Source organism: Mycobacterium sp. 852002-53434_SCH5985345, from assembly GCF_001667155.1.
Lineage (GTDB): Bacteria > Actinomycetota > Actinomycetes > Mycobacteriales > Mycobacteriaceae > Mycobacterium.
The window spans coordinates 81,552-100,875 of the sequence record NZ_LZIE01000092.1; the positions used below are offsets into that span (position 1 = coordinate 81,552).

Here is a 19,324-nt window from a genome sequence, read left to right on the forward strand (position 1 = left end):
GCTCGCTACTTCAGGTCGACGGACTTTCCGGTGGCGGCCGCATACCCGGCGCGGTAACCGAACACCATTGCGGGACCCAACGTTCCGCCGGCACCGCCGTAAGCGCGTCCGGTCACACCGCCCATCGCGTTGCCGGCGGCGTAAAGACCCGGGATGGGCTCACCGCCCACATGCAACACGCGGCCGTCGCGATCGGTCCGGGGGCCGCCCTTGGTGCCCATCGCGCCGATGCGCACCGGCACGGCGTAGAAGGGGGCGGTGTCGATCGGGCCGAGGGTTTTGCCGGCCGGTGTGGTCGCACTGTCGTCGCCCCAGTAGCCGTCGTACGCGCTGGAGCCGCGCCCGAAGTCGGGATCGGCGCCGGCGGCCACGTGGCGGTTCCAGGCCTCGACGGTGCGGATCAGGCCGTCCGCGTCGATGCCGGTCTTGCCCGCCAACTCGGCGAGGTCCGCCGACTCACAGAACCAGTCCGGAACGGGCTGTCCCGGTTCGATGCCCAGGAACCCGTAGCGCTGCAGGTGAATTGAATCGAACACCATCCACCCGCGGTCGTTGACGTACCCGCCGCGTGGATCGAGGTAGTGGAACGCACCGGCCATCGAGTTGTAGTCGCAGGCCTCGTTGACGAATCGACGGCCCGCCGAATTGACGATGATGCTCCTTGGCCGCGTCCGTTCCAGCCGTACACTGCGGCTGCGTGGCTTGCCCTCGATGGTGTCGTCGGGGATTTGGACGATCGGCACCCACCAGGCCTCGCCCATGTTCGCCAGGTCCGCGCCCTGTGCCATCGCCATGCGCAGGCCGTCGCCGGTGTTATTGGGCGGCGAGACCGCGCCGTGCATCGGGCCGCGCAGAAAGGCTTGCGCCAGAGCGGGATCCCACTCGAAGCCGCCGGTGCCGAGGATGACGCCGTTTCGGGCGCGAACGTCGATGCTGCGTCCCTGCAGGCCGATTCGCACCCCGGTGATTTCTCCGTCCTCGGCGATGAGTCGTTCGGCCCGCGCGTTGGTGTGTGGGGTGACGCCGGCGTCCAGCAGTCCCTTGAGGAGCCCGGCGATTAGGGCGGTGCCTGCAACGCACAGGTGGCTCGTTCTTTCATCGATCGCCGCGTGCAGACGGGCCCTGGTCTCGGCATCGAATCCGACGTTGGACCAGTCGGCGGGAAACGACGTGATCCGAGTGGCCCACTCGCCCAACTGCGCCAGATCGAAGGGAGCGGCACTCAGTGAACGGCCGCCGGCCGGTTGCCCTCCCGGCAATTCGGGCCGATAGTCGGGGAAGCCGGTGGCGATCTCGAAGCGCAAACCGCTGTGCGCCTCGACGAAGTCGAGCATCGCCGGGCCGGTGTGCACGAATGTCTCGACGGACTCGTCGTCCATCGAGCCCAGGGACTGCGCGCGCAGGTATCGCAACGCGTCGGCGGTCGTCAATTCGCCGTCGGGCGAACGGTTATGGGCCGGGATCCAGACGACGCCACCCGACACCGCGGTGGTCCCGCCGACGGTCGGCGCCTTCTCGAAGACCTCCACCGAGGCGCCGGATGCGGCCGCGGTGAGGGCGGCGGTAAGCCCGGCGCCACCACTGCCGAGCACGACGACGTCGACTTGCATGTCCCACGACATTGATCGTTATCCCTTCAGCCCAGCAGCTCGGACAACTGCTTCGCGGCTTTGATGACCGCATCTTTTCCACGCATCACGACGTCTTCTCGGTGGGAGATGAGGTTGATGCACGTGGGCGGGGAGGGCGGGTGGCGGCGCACCGCCACGGCCAGGCCGTAGGTGTTCGGCTCGATCTCCCCGTAGGTGCTCACCCAGCCGCTCTCGCGAGCGCGGGTGACCAGGTCGCGTTCCCCGGGACGCGGCGGCATGCTCGCGAGCAAGGCGATTCCGGCCGCACCCCGTTCGAGCGGGTATCGACTTCCTTCGTGGAAGGACAGTTGGTAGGCAACATGGCTCGGCACGATGACCGCGATCGCCACCTGCTGGTCGCCCTCGGCCATGAGCAACGACACCGTGGTGCCCAGCTCGTCGGCCAGCGCGCGCAGGGTCGGCAGGCTGACCTGGCGCACGTTGCGGTCGAACGAAGCGCCGAGAACGGCGAGCCCGGAAGCCGGCCGGTAGCGCCCGTCCTCTCCCTTGGCCACCAATCGGAATTCGGCCAGCGTTGAAAGCAGTCGATAGGCGATGGTGCGATGCACCCCGACCTGTTCGGCGAGCTGTTGCACGGTAAGCCCACCTGGGGCATCCGCCACCATCTGCAGCGCGGTCAGCCCCCGGGCCAGCGTTTGTGAACCTGTCACCGAACCTGCCACAGCCTTGACAGACCTCCTTGCGAGAGCGAAGCTCTATTAATAACGCACGCTAGTGTGCGATATTAGCACACCAAGTTCGTCAAGAACGAGAATACGATTTCCACGATCTGAAGGCCAGAGAGGAACCGTGGCGGAGTTCGAAAGCATCTGGAGCGATCTCCAGGGCGTCGCGTTTGAGCAGGGCTACCTCGACGCCGGGGGTGTGCGGACCCGCTACCTGCGGGCCGGCGACCCCGGCAAGCCGGTGCTGATGCTGTTGCACGGATCCGGTGGCCACGCCGAGGCCTACGTCCGCAACCTGGGGGCGCACGCCGAGCACTTCTGGACCTGGTCGATCGACATGCTGGGCCACGGCTACACCAGCAAACCGGGCCACCCGCTGGAGGTCCACCACTATGTGGAGCACCTGATGGCCGTCCTGCGCACCATCGGCGTCAATCGCGCCAGCATCAGCGGTGAATCGCTGGGCGGTTGGGTGGCCACCCGCGCCGCCATCGACCATCCCGACGTGGTCGACCGCCTCGTCCTCAATACCGCCGGCGGCTCCCAAGCCGACCCGGTGGTGATGAAGCGCATCATCACGCTATCCATGGCGGCCGCGAAAGACCCGACGTGGGAAACGGTGCAAGCGCGGATCAAGTGGTTGATGGCCGACAAGTCCAAGGGCTATGACGACCTCGTCGCCAGCCGCCAACGCGTCTATCGCCAACCGGGATTCGTCGACGCCATGCGCGACATCATGGCCCTGCAGGACCCCGAGATTCGGTCGCGCAACATCATCGGCCCGGACGAATACGGTGCGATCACCGCGCCGACGCTGGTGTTGTGGACCAGCGACGACCCCACCGCGGACGTGACCGAGGGCCGCCGCATCGCGTCGATGATTCCCAACGCCCGCTTCGAGGTGATGCCCGGCTGCGGGCACTGGCCGCAGTACGAGGACCCCAAGACCTTCAATCGGCTGCATCTCGACTTCCTGTTGGGGCGGTGATGGTCGACGCGGGGCGCCACCCGGCAGGAATCGAGACCGACGTCGTCGTGGTCGGCGCCGGCCCGGTGGGCCTGACGTTGGCGAATATCCTTGGGCTGCAGGGCATCCGGACCGTGGTGGTCGACGAACGCGACACGCTGATCGACTATCCGCGCGGGGTGGGGCTCGACGACGAGGCGCTGCGGACCTTCCAGTCAATCGGGCTGGCCGATCGCATCGTGCCGCATACGGTGCCCAACCAGATCCTGCGGTTCGTCGACGCGAGGCGGCGGGTGCTCGCCGAAATGGCGCCGCCCGATGCGCGGTTCGGGTGGCCGAAGCGCAACGGTTTCGTGCAACCGCTCGTCGACGCCGAATTGCTGGCCGGGCTGGAACGATTCGGGCACGTCGAGGTGCGGTGGGGACGACCGATGGTGGCGTGTCAGGACGACGCCGACGGGGTGACCGTCGAACTCGGGGGCGAGCGCGACCATGAAACGTCCAGCCTCCGAGCGCGTTACGTGGTGGGATGCGACGGCGGCCGCAGTATGACCCGCCGCATGATGGGCGTATCTTTCGACGGGACGACTTCGTCGACCCGCTGGCTGGTGGTCGACATCGCCAACGACCCGCTCGGTCACCCCAACAGCGAGGTCGGCGCCGACCCGGAACGGCCCTATGCCTCGATCTCGATCGCGCACGGAATTCGCCGCTTCGAGTTCATGATTCACGCCGACGAGACCGACGAGCAGGCTGAGGATCCGGCTTTCCTGACGCGGATGCTGGCCCGGATGGTGCCGCACCCGGACCGCGTCGACGTGATCCGGCGCCGGGTCTACACCCATCACTCGCGGATCGCCGGCGCGTTCCGCAAGGGCCGGCTGTTGCTGGCCGGGGACGCCGCGCATCTGATGCCCGTCTGGCAGGGCCAGGGCTACAACAGCGGCATCCGCGACGCGGCCAATCTGGGTTGGAAGCTCGCCGCGGTCGTGAGCGGGCGTGCCGGCGAGCACTTGCTGGACACCTATGACATGGAGCGCCGCAAGCACGCGCGGGCCATGATCGACCTTTCCACCATGGTGGGGCGAGTGATCTCGCCCACCAACCGCCGGGTGGCCGGCGCGCGAGACCTTTTGGTGCGGTCGGCGTCAATTGTGCCGTCGCTCAAGCGGTATGTCCTGGAGATGCGGTTCAAGCCGATGCCGCGCTACGAACAGGGGGCCGTCGTTCACGAACCCGGCACCGGCCGGGCGGATTCAGCGGTGGGCACGCTGTTCATCCAGCCCCGGGTCGACACCCGGGATCGGCAGAACGTGCTGCTGGACGACGTGCTCGGCGACTGGTTCGCGGTGCTCTGCTGGAACAACAACCCCCGGTACATTCTCGGTGACGCCGCCTTCGCGAACTGGAAAGCCCTGGGCGCCCGATTCATTGCGTTGCGGCCACTGACCCAACTGCACTGGACCGGCCACGACGATCCCGACGTCGTCGTCGTGGGCGACCGCGACGGTGCGGTCAAATCCTGGTTCGACACCCACGAGGAATCGGTGTTGTTCCTGCGTCCCGATCGGTGCATCGCCGGTGCGTGCATCGCGCAGCGCGCCCCCGACCTGAGCGCCGCGCTCATCGATGCACTCACACTCACGCCGCGAGGGGGTGATCCGCAAAGTGGCACTGGCTCTGTGCTGTATGTCGCACAGCCCGCTCCTGAATCTTCCGGGGCCGTCGCAGGACCTGCTTGACGACATCGAAGGCGCGATCGCCGGCGCGCGACAATTCGTCGCCGACTACGACCCCGAACTGGTCGTCACCTTCTCCCCGGACCACTACAACGGGTTCTTCTACAAGATGATGCCGCCCTTCTGTATCGGCACGGGCGCCAACGGAGTTGGTGATTACGGCACCCATGCGGGCCCGCTCGACGTTCCGGAAAAGCTGGCCACCGAGTGCGCGAAAGCCGTCCTCGACGCGGGGGTCGACGTCGCGGTCTCGGCCTGCATGGACGTGGATCACGGAACCGTTCAGCCCCTCGAGAAGTTGTTCGGCGAGGCCACCTCACGCCCGGTGATACCGATCTTCATCAACGCGATCGGCGTCCCACTGGGGCCATTGCATCGTTGCCGGGCGCTCGGTGCGGCCGTCGGCACCTATCTGACCACACTCGACAAGCGGGTCCTGGTGCTGGGATCCGGTGGGCTTTCCCACAGCCCGCCGGTACCGACATTGGCGACCGCACCGCCGCCGGTACTGGAGCGCATCGTGCACGGCCGGCCGATGACGCCCGAGCAGCGCCAGGCCCGGCAGGCGGCCGTGATCGATGCGGCCAAGCGCTTCGCCGCAGGCGAGAACGAGCTGCAGGCACTGAACCCGGTGTGGGACCAGCGATTCCTCGAGATCATCGACGGCGGCTGGCTCGCCGAACTCGACCAGTGGTCGAACTCGTTCGTCGCGCACGAGGGTGGGGGCTCCGCCCAGGAAATCAGAACCTGGATCGCCGCATTCTCGGCGCTGGCGAGCGCCGGGCCGTACGAAACCGTGGGGCGCTACTACAAGCCGGCCGCCGAACTGATCGCCGGGTTCGCCATCAGAACGGCAGTGCTGAAATGACGGGCGGGGAGGACGGGTTCGACCACGTCGTCGACGTACTCGTCGTCGGGTCGGGCGGCGGCGGCATGACCGCCGCCCTGACCGCCCAAGCCGCGGGCCTGGACGCGCTGGTCGTGGAGAAGTCGTCGTTCTTCGGCGGATCCACCGCGCTGTCCGGGGGCGGCATCTGGGTGCCGGGAGCGCCCGCGCAGCGCAGGGAGGGCTACGTGCCCTCACCCGAGGGCGTCGTCGAATACCTGCAACGGATCACCGAAGGATTGGTCAGCGAGGCCCGGATACGGCAGTACGTCGAATCCGCGCCGAAAATGCTCGAATTCCTCGAACGGCTCTCCGGGTGGTGTGAATTCGTCTGGAAACCCGGTTACGCCGACTACTACCCGGAACTGCCCGGCGGATCCGAACTCGGCAGCACGATCAACGTGCCGCCCATCGACCTGCGGAAACTGGGGCCCGACGAGCACAAGCTTCTGCAGCCCTTGGCGCTGGCCCCCAAGGGAATCTGGCTGGGGCCCAAAGAACTTCGGACCTTCTACCGCATCCGGCAATCGTGGGCCGGCAAAGGCGTGCTCCTCAAGCTGATTTCGCGGATGGTTCGGGCGCGGCTGTTCGGCGAACGGATGGCGGCGATCGGACAGTCATTGGCCGCGCGCCTGCGGCTGACCATGCGTGAACGCGGCATCCCGCTGTGGCTGGACTCGCCGATGACCGAGTTGCTCACCGACGCGGACGGGACCGTTACCGGCGTGTCATTGGAAAGGGGTGGTGAAACGCAGCGGATCGGGGCGCGCCTCGGGGTCATCCTGGCGTCCGGTGGCTTCGACCACGACCTCGCGTGGCGCAAGGAACTACTACCCGTAGTGGATCAGGACTGGAGCTTCGGCAACCCCGCCGCCATGGGCGACGGCATCCGGGCGGCGCAAAAGGTCGGCGCCGCAACCGAGTTGCTCGACGAGGCGTGGTGGTTCCCCGCCATCCAATGGCCGGACGGTCGCATGCAATTCATGCTCAACGAACGCATGATGCCTGCGCAGTTCATCGTCAACGGCAACGGCACGCGCTTCATCAACGAGGCCGCGCCCTACATGGACTTCGGTCACGCCATGATCGACGGCCACAAATCCGGAGTCACCCACATCCCCTGTTGGCTGCTCACCGACCACAGGTCGTGGAATCGCTATGTCATCGGCGGCCATCTGCCGATACCGAAAATCCCGGGCGCGCCGGTCCCCACCGGCCGCAAGGTCCCTTCGGCTTGGCTGGAATCGGGCGTGGTCAAGGCGGCGATGACGTGGGAGGAGATGGCGGACAGGATCGGCGTTCCCGCGCAGAATCTGTCCGAAACCGCCAGGCGCTTCAATGAACTCGCCCGCAAGGGCCACGACGACGACTTCAACCGCGGCGACAGCGTCTACGACAACTACTACGGTGATCCGACCCTGCCCAACCCGAACCTGTACCCGCTGGGCGATCCGCCGTACTACGCATTCCGGATCGTCCTGGGCGACCTCGGGACATCCGGCGGCCTGCGTACCGACGAATACGCGCGGGTGCTGCGGGACGACGACACCGTGGTGCCGGGGCTGTACGCGGTGGGCAACACGTCCGCGCCGGTGATGGGACGCAGCTATGCCGGCGCGGGGGCGACGATCGGCCCCGCGATGACCTTCGGCTTCGTCGCGGCGAATCACCTTGCCGCACAAGTCGCCAACCGAACCCTTAATTCTCATAGGAGGTAGCAATGAAAATATCGCTGTTCTACGAGTTCGCCCTACCGCGGCCCTGGGCGCCCGACGACGAGCACGTCATGATGCAAGACTGCCTCGACGAGGTCGAGGCCGCCGACAAGGCAGGATTCTCCACCGTCTGGCTGACCGAGCACCACTTCCTCGAGGAGTACTGCCACTCGACGGCACCGGAAATCTTCCTGGCCGCGGCCAGTCAGCGGACCAAGAACATCCGGTTGGGGTTTGGCATCATGCATCTGCCACCCGTGGTCAATCACCCGGCCCGGGTCGCCGAACGCATCGCCACCCTCGACCTGCTCTCCAACGGCCGCGTGGAATTCGGCACCGGGGAGTCGTCCTCCGTCGGTGAGCTCGGTGGATTCAACATCGATCCGGCCGACAAACGGGCCCAGTGGGAGGAGGCGCTCGAGGTCTCGATCCGCTGCATGATCGAGGAACCCTTCGCGGGCTTCAACGGTGAGCACGTCCAGATGCCGGCACGCAACGTCGTCCCCAAGCCGCTGCAAAAGCCGCACCCGCCGGTCTGGGTCGCCTGCACGCGCCCGGCGAGCGTGCAGATGGCTGCCCAAAAGGCCATTGGTGCATTGAGTTTCGCCTACACCGGACCCGGACCGCTGACCGAACGGGTGAACGGTTACTACAAGGAGTTCGAAGAGAACGGCGTGCCCGTTACACCGCGGATCAATCCGAACATTCTGGCCATCGGCGGCGACCTGTCGATGATGGTCGCCAAGTCCGACGAGCAGGCGCTGCAACGGCTCGGTCAGGGCGGCGGCTTCTTCTCGTTCGGCATCATGCACTACTACATGACGGGCGTACACACTCCCGGGCGGACCGGGGTTTGGCAGCGGTATCTCGAAGAGGTCGAGAAGGATCCGACGCTGGCTTACGGCCCCGGCCGGGGCGCGATCGGTTCTCCGGCCACGGTGCGGGAGTTCCTGCGCGGTTACGAGGAAAGCGGCGTGGACGAGATCATCCTGCTGCTCAACCCGCGAAGCCACGAGGGCACCATGGAATCCATCGAGCTGATGGGCTCCGAAGTGCTGCCCGAGTTCATCGAGCGCGACGCGAAAGCAACGGCCGAAAAGGCCAAGCGGTTGGAGCCCGTCATCGAGAAGGTCGAGGCGCGGCGGCCGGCATCGACCGCGCCGCACTTCGACGAGCACTATTCGTTCGGTGGCCTGCCGACCGGCCGGGGCGGTAAGTTCACCGCCAGCGAGATCCCCGAAGCCATGGCGGAGATCAATGAGGGCCGCGTCCAGGCGGCCCAGCGGTTGAAAGAACAGCAAGGCAAGTGACACCGAAAGCCGGTTGAGTCTTGGGACGAATCGACGAGCTGTGGCGCTATGACGGCCGCCGGGCGCTGGTGACCGGCTGCGCCTCGGGCATCGGCGAACATGTGGTGCGCCAGCTCACGGAGTTGGGGGCCGAAGTCGTCGGTCTGGACAAGCGGCCGCCCGCCTTCGAAATCAACGACTTTCACGAGGTCGACCTCGCTGAGCAAGGATCGATCGATGCCGCGGTCGCCGCCGTCGACGGGCGCGTCGACGCGCTCTTCAACGTCGCCGGTGTCTCGTCGGGCATCGGCAATCCGCCACTGGTCGTCACCATCAACTTCCTTGGGCTGCGGCACATCACCGAGGCGCTGATTCCGAGGATGCCGGCGGGGTCTTCCATCGTGAGCGTCTCGTCACTCGCGGCGGCGGCATACCGCGACCATCTCCGGTCGGTGGCGCCGCTACTGAACACCGCGACCATGCGGGAAGGCATCGACTGGTGCCACGCCCACCCCGACGCGCTCGCCGGCCGCGGCTATCAGTTCTCCAAGGAAGCGATCATCCTCTACACGATGCGAAGCGCCACGGTCCTCGGCGGGCGGGGAATCCGCATCAACTGCACCGGTCCCGGGGTCACCGAAACCCCGATCCTCGACCAGCTTCGCGGCGCGTACGGGCAGGCCTTCCTCGACGACATCCCCAAACCCCTGGGGCGGGTGTCCGGGCCCGCCGAACAAGCCTCGGCCCTGCTCTTCCTGAATAGCAATGCCGCCAGCTATATTTCGGGCCAGGTGTTGTGGGTCGACGGCGGGAACGTGGGTGCCGCCATCGCCAGAGAACTGGAGGAGGGAGCGCCGTGGCCAGCGTGACCGACTTCCGCCGGGCCGCTCGCGAAGTCTCCAACTGGGGGCGGTGGGGCGCTGACGACGAGCTGGGCACGCTGAACTTCATCACCGCGGACAAGGTTGCCCAGGCCGCCGGCCTGGTCCGGCACGGCAAGGTGTTCCCGCTCGGAGTGGATTTCGGTTCGTCAGGCCCGCAGGGCGCCTTCGGTTTCCGGCACAATCCGATACACGTCATGACGGTGGACGGCGGCGATGCCAACTCACTCCCGCAGTACGGACCGGGTTGGGGGCGGAATCCGACGGCGGCGCAGATGGGCCCGTACTTCGTCGACAACCTGTTCCGCTTCAACGACGACATGATCATCATGCCGCTTCAGGCCGCCACCCAGTGGGACGCGCTGTCGCACGTGTACTACGAAGACAAGCTCTACAACGGTTTCTCGGCGAGTTCGGTCACCAGCCTGGGGGCCTTTCACCTTGGAATCGAGAAGGTCGACGGCAAGGGCATCACCTCGCGTGGCGTGCTGCTGGACCTGGTCCGCCACCGGGGCGCCGAGGTGTTCCTCGAACACGGAAACCCGATCAGCCCCGAGGAACTGGACGACGTCGTTCGCGCGCAGCGTGTAACGATCGAACGCGGCGACATCGTGCTCATCCGAACCGGTTGGTGGACAAGGTTTCTCATGACCGGCGACAAGACCGAGCCGTACTCGGGATTGGACTGGCGGTGCGCCTCGTGGCTACACGATCACGAGGTCGCCGCCGTGGCCTCCGACAACCTGCAGGTCGAAGACCCGGTGTCCGGTGTCGACGGAGTGTTTCTGCCCTTCCACCTGCTGACGCTGCGCGACATGGGAATGATGCTCGGCGAGTACTGGGACCTTTCCGCGCTGGCGGCCGACTGCGCCGAGGACGGGGTCTACGAGTTCCAGCTCGTCGCGCCGCCCCTGAGATTCGTTGGGGCCGTCGGCTCACCGGTGAATCCGATAGCGATCAAGTGATGCAGATCCAGCGCAGAACCACGACGGTCGACGGGCTGGCCACCAGCTATCTGGAAGCGGGCGACGGCGACCCGGTGGTGCTGCTGCACGGCGGTGAGTTCGGTGCCGGCGCCGAACTCGGCTGGGAACGCAACATCGCCGCCCTCGCCGCGCGATACCGAGTGCTGGCGCCGGACCAGCTAGGCTTCGGAGAGTCGGCAAAGGTCATCGACTTCGTTGACGGACGCGGGATGCGGATCCGGCACGTGGCGCGGTTCTGCGAGCTGCTCGGCATCGCCTCGGCGCACTTCGTGGGCAACTCGATGGGCGCCATCAACTTGCTGACCGACGCCACCTCGGACGCACCCCTGCTGCCCGTCCGCACCCTGACGATCATCTGCGGGGGCGGCGAAATTCAACAGAATCAGCACTTCGAGGCGCTACAGCAATACGACGCAACGTTGCCCGGCATGCGGCGCATCGTCGAGGCCCTGTTCCACGACCCGGGCTATCCCGCCGACGACGATTACGTGCGGCGCCGCTTTGAGTCGAGCACCGCGCCGGGGGCGTGGGAGGCCGTCGCCGCGGCCCGGTTTCGTCGCCCGGGGGCCACGCCGTCCGGCACACCCTCGAGCGCTCGAGCCTACGAGCGCATCACCGCGCCGACGCTGGTCGTCGAGGGTGGACACGACAAGCTCCTTCCGGCCGGCTGGGCCGCGCAGATCGCCAAGGAGATCGACGGCGCCCGTTCGGTCGTGGTCGACAAGGCCGGCCACTGCCCGCAGATCGAGCAGTCAACGACGGTGAACCAGCTGCTGCTCGACTTCTTCGCCGCCGCCTAGGTCTAGAAGACGTACTCCAGGCGGGTCTGCATGCCGGCCTCCTGGTGATAGGTGTTGTGGCAGTGCAACATCCACACGCCGGGATTGTCGGCCACCAGCACGGCGAGCAACTTCTGCTTGGGCAGCACCATGAGGGTGTCCTTGCGCGCGCCGGGGCTGCCGTCGGGCTTGATCAGTTGGAACGTGTGGCCGTGCAGGTGCATCGGGTGATACATCATCGTGGTGTTGTCGAACGTGAGGGTGGGCCGTTCCCCCTCTCGGATGTGCAACGGCTCCGTGGCGCTGTAGGGCTTTCCGTTGATCGTCCAGTTGTATTGGGTCATGTTGCCGCCCAGCACGACCGGTAGGTCGAGTCCGGACTGGGGCCGGCCCAGATTGACGGGCGTTGTCGCCGTGAACATTTCCACCGTGCCCACCCGCCGGTTGAGTTCGGGCGGTTGAAACCCCGGATCGGGTGGGCTGCCCGCTCCGGTCGACAACAGCGCCCGCCCCACGGCATTCTTTCCTTCGGCGAGTGCGACCAGCGGAAAAACGCCGTCGGCCGCCGTCACGATGACGTCGTAGCGCTCCGCCATGCCGATGAGCAGGGCGTCGACTTGGGCCGGCACCACCGGGTAGCCGTCGGTATGGGTGACGGTCATCGAATGACCGCCCAGCGCCACACGGAACGTGGTGTCGGAACCGGTGTTGATGAAACGGATCCGGATACGCTGGCCGGGCTTCGCGCTGAAGGTCATGGGAGCGGCGGGAACTCGGCCGTTGACCAGATAGTAGGGGTAAGCGATGTCTCCGGCGTCGCCCCCGAGCAGATCACTTCTGCCGACGCTCCCGGCTGCCGGGGTGGTCGGACTGGTCGACGTGGTGGGGCTGGTCGACGTCGTCGAGGTTTCGCTGGTGGACGAGGTCGTCGAGGTCTCACTGGTTGTCGTGGTTGTCGTGGTGGTCGGCGGTGTTGTCGACGTGGTCTCGGGGGCGCTTGAGGGGGCGGGCTTGTTCGGGTTGGTCAGCTCGGTGTAGAGCTGCTGAGGTGACTTTCCGACACCATCGGTCCAATCATCAAGGACCACAATCCATTCGGCGTCGTAGTTACCCTCGGTGGGGTCGTCTACGATTACCGGTAGGTATAGGCCCATGTCGGCGTCCAGACCGGTGTGCGGATGGGCCCAGTAGGTGCCCGAATTCGGGACCGAGAACCGGTAGGTGAAGTCCTGGCCGGCAGGAATGTTCGGGGTGGCGGGGGCGGCACCGTCCATGTCGTTGCGCAGCGCGATGCCGTGCCAGTGCACCGAAGTCGGATGGTCGAGCCGGTTGCTCACCGTCACGACTAGTTCATCGCCGATCCTGGCGCGGATCGGCGAGCCCGGGATCGTGTTTCCGTAGGCCAGGGTGCGGACGACCGGTCCACCCAGGTCGACCTGGACCTGCTGGACGGTCAGGCTGGCGGTGACGGTGCGGCCACTATGCGGCCGGGCGGCCTCGGCCGCGGCGATGGCCGCGGACATCTGGGCGTTGCCCGATAGCGCGGGCTTGGACTGACTGCACGCCGCCAACGCGAATCCGCCCGCGATGCCGGCGGCCATGAATCCGCGTCTGGTGAGGACCGATTTGTCGACGGGGGCACCGGGTCTGGGTTGCACAGGCATTGATCGCTCCTCGTCGTCATAGATCTCCGGCGTCTTACACCGTGCTCGGCCGCGGGGCTCAGCGCAACCACCTACGTAGTGGATGTCGAGATTGCCGCCAGGGCCGTGCGGTCGATGACGAATCACCGCCCTCACGGCAATTTCGAAGTGCTGTTTTCCTAGCGGGTGTCGCCCGCCGCGCTGGAGGCCATCCAGGCGCTGAATGTGGTGGGGTAGACGACCACGTCTTCGCCGTCGATGGGGACGATGCTGCGGTCGTCGAGCACCGCACCGTAATAGCGGGCGTCATTGTCGGTGATCACCTGGCGGTCATCGCCGGTTGCGGCGAACCGAGTCCGGATGAAGTCGTCCATGCCCTGCTTCTCGGGGCCGGCGATATTGATCACCCCATTGACCGGGTCGCCGCTCGCCGCGCGGGTCACGGCCGTGGCGACATCCGCGGCGGCGATGGGCTGGAACGCCCCGTGCGGTGCGCGAACCGTGTCGCCGTCCGCCATCGAATCGGCAATGCCCTCAACGAATTCGAAGAATTGGGTCGCCCGGACGATCGAATACGGAGATCCCGATTCCACGATCTCCTTTTCCTGGGCAACTTTTGCCCGCATGTAACCACTTTCGGCCGTCCGGTCGGCTCCCACGATCGAGAGTGCGACGTGGTGCTGCGTTCCCGCGGCTCGCTCCGCCTCGAGGAGGTTGCGGGTGGAGGTGGTGAAGAAGTTCAGGACATCGTCGTCGGCCCAGGATGGCGAGTTGGAGACGTCCACCACCGTGTGGACACCGGCGAGAGCCTCGGCGAGGCCTTCGCCGGTGATGGTGTTGACCCCCGAACTCGGCGAGGCGGGGACGGCCTCGTGTCCCAGCTCGTTGAGCTGGGCGACGACCTGCGATCCGATGAGTCCGCTGCCGCCGACGACCAGAACCTTCATGTGCAAACCTCCCGAGTTTCCCGATGCACTGGCCCCTCAGCATGGCGCGTGCGCGGGACGAGGGGAACCCCTAAGGCCGTACCGGCCCGCACGGGCCGCTTAAATCAATTGCTTGACTTAACGCGCTCGCCGCCGATTAACTCATCGGGTGGTCAACGAATTGGATGGCAAGGTTGCCATCGTCACCGGCGGTGCGTCCGGCATCGGTCGCGGAATAGTGGAACGGTTCGTGGCCGAGGGGTCGCGAGTCGTCATCGCCGACATCGAGACCGACCGGGGAGAGGAGCTGGCCGCAGCGTTGGGCGCCGGCGCCGCGTTTCGGCGCACGGACGTCTCCGATCCCGAACAGGTCGGGGCGCTGATCGCCACCGCCGTCGAGAAATTCGGCGGTCTGCACGTCATGGTGAACAACGCCGGCATCTCGAGCCCGCTGCGCCCTCTGCTCGACGACGACCTGACCGATTTCCACCGGGTGATGGGGGTCAACGTCCTGGGAGTGATGGCCGGTACCCGAGATGCCGCCCGGCACATGGCCGAATCCGGGGGCGGATCGATCATCAACCTGACGTCGATCGGCGGCATCCAGGCTGGCGGCGGGGTGATGATCTACCGGGCATCCAAAGCCGCGGTCATCCAGTTCACCAAGTCCGCGGCAATTGAGTTGGCGCGCCACGAAGTTCGGGTCAACGCCATCGCCCCGGGCAGCATCCCTACGCCGATCCTGGCTTCGTCGGCGGTCGACGTGGACCCCGATGAGCTCGCGCGGTTCGAAGCGCGGATTCGCCAGGGAATGCGGGACGACCGGCCACTGAAGCGGGAGGGCACTCCCGAGGACGTCGCCGAGGCGGCGCTGTACTTCGCCACCGATCGGTCCCGCTATGTCACCGGGGCCGTGCTACCGGTAGACGGGGGGACGTCCGCCGGGAACGTGATTCGCCCACGCAACGAGTCGCGCAAGGGTGAGTGAGGGTGACGTCATGGCCCTTCGGCGGGATGTCCGGCGTGGGTTTCGAGCCGTAGCTTGGCCAGTGCCTCCGCGCGCTTAAGGTCTTCCACGCCAGCACTTTCCATGATCACGCTGTGGGAATGCGCCAGCACGCTGAGCACAGCCTCGAGGGGAAGGTCGGGGAACTGGCGCCCCAGCACCTCGGCAGCGCTCCTCAACTCGAGCAGTTTCGGATACGCGCGGTCGGTGGGCGCCGGCGGCAGGACGCGGGTGATGTCCTGGGCATGCTGCAGCACGGCAACGGTCTTCTTGCCCTCTTTGATCGGGGAATTCACCGGCGTCCAAACCTTGTAGACGAACTCGCCCGGGTTCCGCCAGTCGGGAATGTCATACCGCTGCACCCCCAGCCAATGCCGGATCCCGCGACGAAGGACCAACTCCAGCGACGCGGAAGCGTTGGCGACTCCGTCCGCTTCCGGATCGCGCGGGTTATCCGGGAAGACGTCGAACATCTGGTGGCCGAGCAAGCCCTCCCGCGGGTGTCCCGACACGCGCTCGCAGGCCGGGTTCACTGCGCGGATGCGCAAATCCGCATCGGTCAACAGGTAGGGAGCCCACTTCGACTGAAACCACGCCGATTCCTCGATCGCCGAGACCCGGCTGGCTGACAACATCCCTACCCCCGCAATGATTCACCGTCCTGACACCGCCACGTTGCCGCCGCGCAAGAAGCCATCGTCACCCAGCGGAGCGACTAGGGGCGAGGGACCTTTGTCACCGGTTGGCCGCTATGTGGCACCGAAGTGGAGAGCGCCGAACTAGACTTTCCCAAATTAAATCAATCGCTTGACTTAATCGCCGGCCCGCGGTTGACTAACCGGGTGACCACCATCGGCCGGACGGTTCGCACGGAGCGGGCCAGCTCCACCCAGGAAGCGATCCTGGTCGCGGCCGAGCGGTTGTACGCCGAGCACGGCATGTTCGCGGTATCGAATCGGCAGGTGAGCGAGGCCGCCGGGCAGGGCAATAACGCCGCCGTGGGCTACCACTTCGGCACCAAGGCTGACCTGGTGCGCGCGATCGAACAGAAGCACCGCTTGCCGGTCGAGCGGCTGCGCGAGCAGATGGTGAGCGAGCTACGCGAATCGGGTGGTTCGACCGAGATGAGGGACTGGGTGGCGTGCCTGGTGCGCCCGCTCACCGATCACCTCGAAGTGCTCGGCAACCCCACCTGGTACGCGCGTTTCGCGGCGCAGGCGATGACCGATCCCGCGTACTACAACATCATCGTTAAGGGCGCCCTCAGCTCACCGTCGCTGGTTCAGGTCGTCGAGGGCATCAACCGCTGTCTGCCCGACCTGCCGGCCGAAGTGCATTTCGAACGAAACATCATGGCCCGCAACCTGTTGATGCACACTTGCGCCGATCGGGAACGAGCGCTTGCCGGGGGTGCCTCGCCCCCCCAGCGATCCTGGCGGGCCGCCGCATCCGGTCTCATCGACGCGATCGTCGGCCTGTGGCTGGCGCCCGTGACACCGTACGAGTGAAGGGTCTGCAGATGAAAGTGACTGTCGACCAAGATGTCTGCGCTTCGTCGGGAAACTGCGTGATGAACGCCCCCGAGGTGTTCGACCAGCGCGACGACGACGGTGTCGTCGTTCTGCTCAACCCCAATCCATCATCCGAACAGGCCGAGGGCGCACGGCGAGCCGCCGCGGCGTGCCCTGCGCTGGCCATTCACATCGAGGAATGACATGTCAGAGACGCTGACGAACACTTCTGCGGCCGAGGTGGCCCCCGAAATCCCCGATTATCCGATGCCGAGGCAGGCGGGCTGCCCCTTCGCCCCGCCGCCGGGCGTCATGGCGCTGGCCGAAGCGCGACCGCTGTCCCGAGTCCGGATCTGGGACGGCAGCGCACCGTGGCTCGTCACCGGCTACGAGCAAGTGCGGGAGCTGTTCTCGGATTCGCGGGTCAGTGTCGACGACCGGCTGCCCGGGTTTCCGCACTGGAATGCGGGCATGTTGTCCACCGTGCACAAGCGTCCGCGATCGGTTTTCACCGCCGACGGGGAAGAGCACACCCGATTTCGGCGCATGTTGTCGAAACCGTTCACGTTCAAGCGGGTTGAAGGGTTGCGTCCGACCATTCAGCAGATCACCGACGACCACATCGACGCGATGCTGGCCGGACCCCGCCCCGCCGACCTGGTCACCGCGTTGGCGCTGCCCGTCCCGTCCCTGGTGATCAGCCAGCTGCTCGGCGTTCCGTACGAAGACGCCGACATGTTCCAGCACCACGCCAACGTCGGCCTCGCGCGTTATGCGACGGGCGAAGACACCGTCAAGGGCGCCATGAGCCTGCACAAGTACCTTGCGCAGCTGGTCGAGGCCAAGTTGGAGAACCCGGCTGAGGACGCGGTTTCCGACCTTGCCGAGAGGGTGAAGGCCGGCGAGCTCAGCGTGAAAGAGGCCGCCCAGCTGGGCACCGGTCTGCTGATCGCCGGGCACGAGACCACCTCGAACATGATCGGACTCGGGGTGCTAGCGCTGCTGGTGAACCCGGACCAGCTGGCAGTCATCCGCGATGCCGAGGATCCCAAGGTCGTCGCCAGCGCGGTCGAGGAATTGTTGCGCTACCTCAGCATCATTCAGAACGGCCAGCGCCGCGTCGCGCTCGAGGACATCCATATCGCCGGGGAGACGATCCGTGGCGGCGAAGGCATCATCATCGACTTGGCCCCGGCCAACTGGGATCCGCACGCGTTCGCCGAACCCGATCGGCTCTACCTGCACCGCTCGGGGGCCGACCGCAACGTCGCCTTCGGCTATGGCCGGCATCAGTGCGTGGGGCAGCAGCTCGCCCGCGCCGAGCTGCAGATCGTCTACCGCACCCTGTTGCGCCGCGTGCCCACGCTGGAACTCGCCGTCCCGGTCGAGGACGTACCCCTCAAGGACGACCGGCTCGCCTACGGCGTCTACGAACTTCCGGTGACCTGGTAGCCCGCAGGTCACTACTGTGAAAATGCCGATCCGAATGGAGGGTCAATGATGACGACTCACACAAGCACCGTTTCGCTTTACCCACCCGAAGGCTTCGGCGCCCCGAAGGACCGGCGCGGTCACGCCTCTGGCGCGGAAATCGGCCTGCCGGCGGGAACCGTGGTGTTCTCCGCGGACAATCACATCTCTCTGGCGGACGACATCTTCTACCAACGCTTTCCGGACGATCTCAAGGACAAGGCGCCGCGAATCTGGTACGAGGATGGCGCCTACCAGGTCGGCCGCAAGGGACAGTCGTTCCTGCCGGGTGACTTCAGCGCGGTGCTGATGCAGTACGACGACTTGCCCGGGGCGGCGAGCACCAACATCGACGCCCGCATCCAGGAGCTGCACGACGACGGGGTCGACAAGGAGTTGGCCTTCCCCAACGCGATTTTGGCGCTCTTCCACTACCCGGACAAGGATCTGCGTGAGCTCGCGTTCCGGATCTACAACGAGTACATCGCCGAACTCCAGGAGCGCTCCAACGGCCATTTCTACGGCGCCGGGCTGATCAACTGGTGGGACCCGCAGGGCACGCGCAAGACCCTGGAGGAACTGAAGTCGTTGGGCCTCAAGACCTTCCTGATGCCGCTGAATCCCGGCAAGGGTGATGACGGTAACCCGATCGACTACTCCAGCACCTCCATGAGGCCGGTCTGGGACGAGATCGAGGCCGCCGGTCTTCCGATTACGCACCACATCGGGGAAACGCCGCCGAAGAGCCCGACCGAGTTCAACAGCGTCGTCGTCGGAATGATGATCAACATCGATGGCTTCCGGGAGACCTTCTCCAAGTACATCTTTGGCGGCATACTCGACGACCACCCGGGCCTGCGGATCGGTTGGTTCGAGGGCGGCATCGCCTGGGTCCCGTGGGCCCTGCAGGACGCCGAGCACCTGGTGGCCTCATACCAGCACATGTTCAACCGCCCGTTGCAGCATGACGTGCGGTACTACTGGGACAATCACATGAGCGCGTCGTTCATGGTCGACCCGCTCGGTCTGCAGCTGATCGACAAGATCGGTGTGGACAAGGTGATGTGGTCCAGCGACTACCCGCACAACGAAAGCACTTACGGCTATTCGGAGAAGTCACTGGCCGCCGTCGTCGATGCTGTCGGGCCCGCGGATGCGGCGAAAATCGTGAGCGGCAATGTCACCAAGTTCCTGGGCTTGTAGGGGCGG

18 protein-coding genes are annotated in these 19,324 nt (G+C 66.2%); 13 read left to right on the forward strand and 5 right to left on the reverse strand.

Features of this window, described 5'->3' with window-relative positions:
* Positions 1-5: 5 nt before the first annotated feature.
* Together A5756_RS23400 and A5756_RS23405 are read right to left on the reverse strand one after the other, a co-directional pair.
* Positions 6-1,622: an FAD-dependent oxidoreductase gene (locus tag A5756_RS23400; protein ID WP_066957987.1), complete on the reverse strand. Its 1,617-nt coding sequence runs from the start codon at positions 1,620-1,622 to the stop codon at positions 6-8.
* A gap of 14 nt (positions 1,623-1,636) precedes the next feature.
* On the reverse strand, positions 1,637-2,314 hold the full coding sequence (locus A5756_RS23405) for an IclR family transcriptional regulator (RefSeq protein ID WP_066957989.1): 678 nt from the start codon (positions 2,312-2,314) through the stop codon (positions 1,637-1,639).
* 127 nt (positions 2,315-2,441) lie between these two features.
* On the opposite strand from A5756_RS23405, the gene A5756_RS23410 reads away from it, so the two are divergent.
* From A5756_RS23410 to A5756_RS23445, 8 genes are read left to right on the forward strand one after another with little or no spacing between them, the layout of a single operon-like run.
* Positions 2,442-3,305 (forward strand): alpha/beta fold hydrolase, encoded by an 864-nt coding sequence (locus tag A5756_RS23410; protein ID WP_066957991.1) that lies wholly within the window; start codon positions 2,442-2,444, stop codon positions 3,303-3,305.
* Entirely contained in the window at positions 3,305-5,026 is a 1,722-nt protein-coding gene (locus A5756_RS23415) for a bifunctional 3-(3-hydroxy-phenyl)propionate/3-hydroxycinnamic acid hydroxylase (RefSeq protein ID WP_066957993.1), read from the forward strand. The genes A5756_RS23410 and A5756_RS23415 overlap by 1 nt, the downstream gene beginning before the upstream one ends.
* Positions 4,974-5,891 carry a 3-carboxyethylcatechol 2,3-dioxygenase gene (locus tag A5756_RS23420; protein WP_066957995.1) on the forward strand — a complete coding sequence of 306 codons (918 nt, stop codon included), beginning with the start codon at positions 4,974-4,976 and terminating at the stop codon, positions 5,889-5,891. The genes A5756_RS23415 and A5756_RS23420 overlap by 53 nt, the downstream gene beginning before the upstream one ends.
* On the forward strand, positions 5,888-7,627 hold the full coding sequence (locus tag A5756_RS23425; RefSeq protein ID WP_066957998.1) for an FAD-binding protein: 1,740 nt from the start codon (positions 5,888-5,890) through the stop codon (positions 7,625-7,627). Before A5756_RS23420 ends, A5756_RS23425 begins: the two co-directional genes overlap by 4 nt.
* 2 nt (positions 7,628-7,629) lie before the next feature.
* Positions 7,630-8,934, forward strand: coding sequence for an LLM class flavin-dependent oxidoreductase (locus A5756_RS23430; RefSeq protein ID WP_066958000.1), 1,305 nt, complete (start codon positions 7,630-7,632; stop codon positions 8,932-8,934).
* Positions 8,935-8,954: 20 nt separating this feature from the next.
* A complete protein-coding gene (locus A5756_RS23435) occupies positions 8,955-9,782 on the forward strand; it encodes a coniferyl-alcohol dehydrogenase (RefSeq protein WP_066958002.1) in 828 nt (275 codons plus the stop codon).
* A complete protein-coding gene (locus tag A5756_RS23440; RefSeq protein WP_066958003.1) occupies positions 9,770-10,759 on the forward strand; it encodes a cyclase family protein in 990 nt (329 codons plus the stop codon). The genes A5756_RS23435 and A5756_RS23440 overlap by 13 nt, the downstream gene beginning before the upstream one ends.
* Positions 10,759-11,580, forward strand: coding sequence for an alpha/beta fold hydrolase (locus tag A5756_RS23445; RefSeq protein WP_066958004.1), 822 nt, complete (start codon positions 10,759-10,761; stop codon positions 11,578-11,580). The genes A5756_RS23440 and A5756_RS23445 overlap by 1 nt, the downstream gene beginning before the upstream one ends.
* 2 nt (positions 11,581-11,582) lie before the next feature.
* On the opposite strand, the gene A5756_RS23450 is transcribed toward A5756_RS23445, so the two are convergent.
* Together A5756_RS23450 and A5756_RS23455 are read right to left on the reverse strand one after the other, a co-directional pair.
* Complete coding sequence (locus A5756_RS23450; protein WP_066958005.1) at positions 11,583-13,223, reverse strand: multicopper oxidase family protein; 1,641 nt, start codon at positions 13,221-13,223, stop codon at positions 11,583-11,585.
* A 158-nt stretch (positions 13,224-13,381) separates the two neighbouring features.
* Positions 13,382-14,149: an SDR family oxidoreductase gene (locus tag A5756_RS23455; RefSeq protein WP_066958006.1), complete on the reverse strand. Its 768-nt coding sequence runs from the start codon at positions 14,147-14,149 to the stop codon at positions 13,382-13,384.
* Positions 14,150-14,297: 148 nt separating this feature from the next.
* Between A5756_RS23455 and A5756_RS23460 the strand changes: the two genes are divergently transcribed.
* Positions 14,298-15,116 carry an SDR family NAD(P)-dependent oxidoreductase gene (locus A5756_RS23460; protein ID WP_066958008.1) on the forward strand — a complete coding sequence of 273 codons (819 nt, stop codon included), beginning with the start codon at positions 14,298-14,300 and terminating at the stop codon, positions 15,114-15,116.
* Positions 15,117-15,124: 8 nt separating this feature from the next.
* Here the strand turns inward: A5756_RS23460 and A5756_RS23465 are convergent, their stop codons facing one another.
* On the reverse strand, positions 15,125-15,769 hold the full coding sequence (locus tag A5756_RS23465; protein WP_066958010.1) for a PAS domain-containing protein: 645 nt from the start codon (positions 15,767-15,769) through the stop codon (positions 15,125-15,127).
* A gap of 207 nt (positions 15,770-15,976) precedes the next feature.
* On the opposite strand from A5756_RS23465, the gene A5756_RS23470 reads away from it, so the two are divergent.
* The 4 genes from A5756_RS23470 to A5756_RS23485 all read left to right on the forward strand — a co-directional run bounded on the left by A5756_RS23470 (position 15,977) and on the right by A5756_RS23485 (position 19,318).
* Positions 15,977-16,642 carry a TetR family transcriptional regulator gene (locus A5756_RS23470; RefSeq protein WP_066958012.1) on the forward strand — a complete coding sequence of 222 codons (666 nt, stop codon included), beginning with the start codon at positions 15,977-15,979 and terminating at the stop codon, positions 16,640-16,642.
* Between the two features lie 11 nt (positions 16,643-16,653).
* Positions 16,654-16,848 (forward strand): ferredoxin, encoded by a 195-nt coding sequence (locus A5756_RS23475; RefSeq protein WP_066958072.1) that lies wholly within the window; start codon positions 16,654-16,656, stop codon positions 16,846-16,848.
* Between the two features lies 1 nt (position 16,849).
* Positions 16,850-18,097 (forward strand): cytochrome P450, encoded by a 1,248-nt coding sequence (locus A5756_RS23480; protein ID WP_066958013.1) that lies wholly within the window; start codon positions 16,850-16,852, stop codon positions 18,095-18,097.
* Positions 18,098-18,256: 159 nt separating this feature from the next.
* Positions 18,257-19,318 (forward strand): amidohydrolase family protein, encoded by a 1,062-nt coding sequence (locus A5756_RS23485; protein ID WP_197505428.1) that lies wholly within the window; start codon positions 18,257-18,259, stop codon positions 19,316-19,318.
* Positions 19,319-19,324 lie beyond the last annotated feature (6 nt).

Coding starts and splice junctions, on each gene's coding strand:
- A5756_RS23400 (WP_066957987.1), bottom strand. CDS start 1,622: ATGTCGTGGGACATGCAAGTCGACGTCGTCGTGCTCGGCAGTGGTGGC.
- A5756_RS23415 (WP_066957993.1), top strand. CDS start 3,305: ATGGTCGACGCGGGGCGCCACCCGGCAGGAATCGAGACCGACGTCGTC.
- A5756_RS23420 (WP_066957995.1), top strand. CDS start 4,974: ATGTCGCACAGCCCGCTCCTGAATCTTCCGGGGCCGTCGCAGGACCTG.
- A5756_RS23425 (WP_066957998.1), top strand. CDS start 5,888: ATGACGGGCGGGGAGGACGGGTTCGACCACGTCGTCGACGTACTCGTC.
- A5756_RS23430 (WP_066958000.1), top strand. CDS start 7,630: ATGAAAATATCGCTGTTCTACGAGTTCGCCCTACCGCGGCCCTGGGCG.
- A5756_RS23445 (WP_066958004.1), top strand. CDS start 10,759: ATGCAGATCCAGCGCAGAACCACGACGGTCGACGGGCTGGCCACCAGC.
- A5756_RS23450 (WP_066958005.1), bottom strand. CDS start 13,223: ATGCCTGTGCAACCCAGACCCGGTGCCCCCGTCGACAAATCGGTCCTC.
- A5756_RS23455 (WP_066958006.1), bottom strand. CDS start 14,149: ATGAAGGTTCTGGTCGTCGGCGGCAGCGGACTCATCGGATCGCAGGTC.
- A5756_RS23465 (WP_066958010.1), bottom strand. CDS start 15,769: ATGTTGTCAGCCAGCCGGGTCTCGGCGATCGAGGAATCGGCGTGGTTT.
- A5756_RS23475 (WP_066958072.1), top strand. CDS start 16,654: ATGAAAGTGACTGTCGACCAAGATGTCTGCGCTTCGTCGGGAAACTGC.
- A5756_RS23480 (WP_066958013.1), top strand. CDS start 16,850: ATGTCAGAGACGCTGACGAACACTTCTGCGGCCGAGGTGGCCCCCGAA.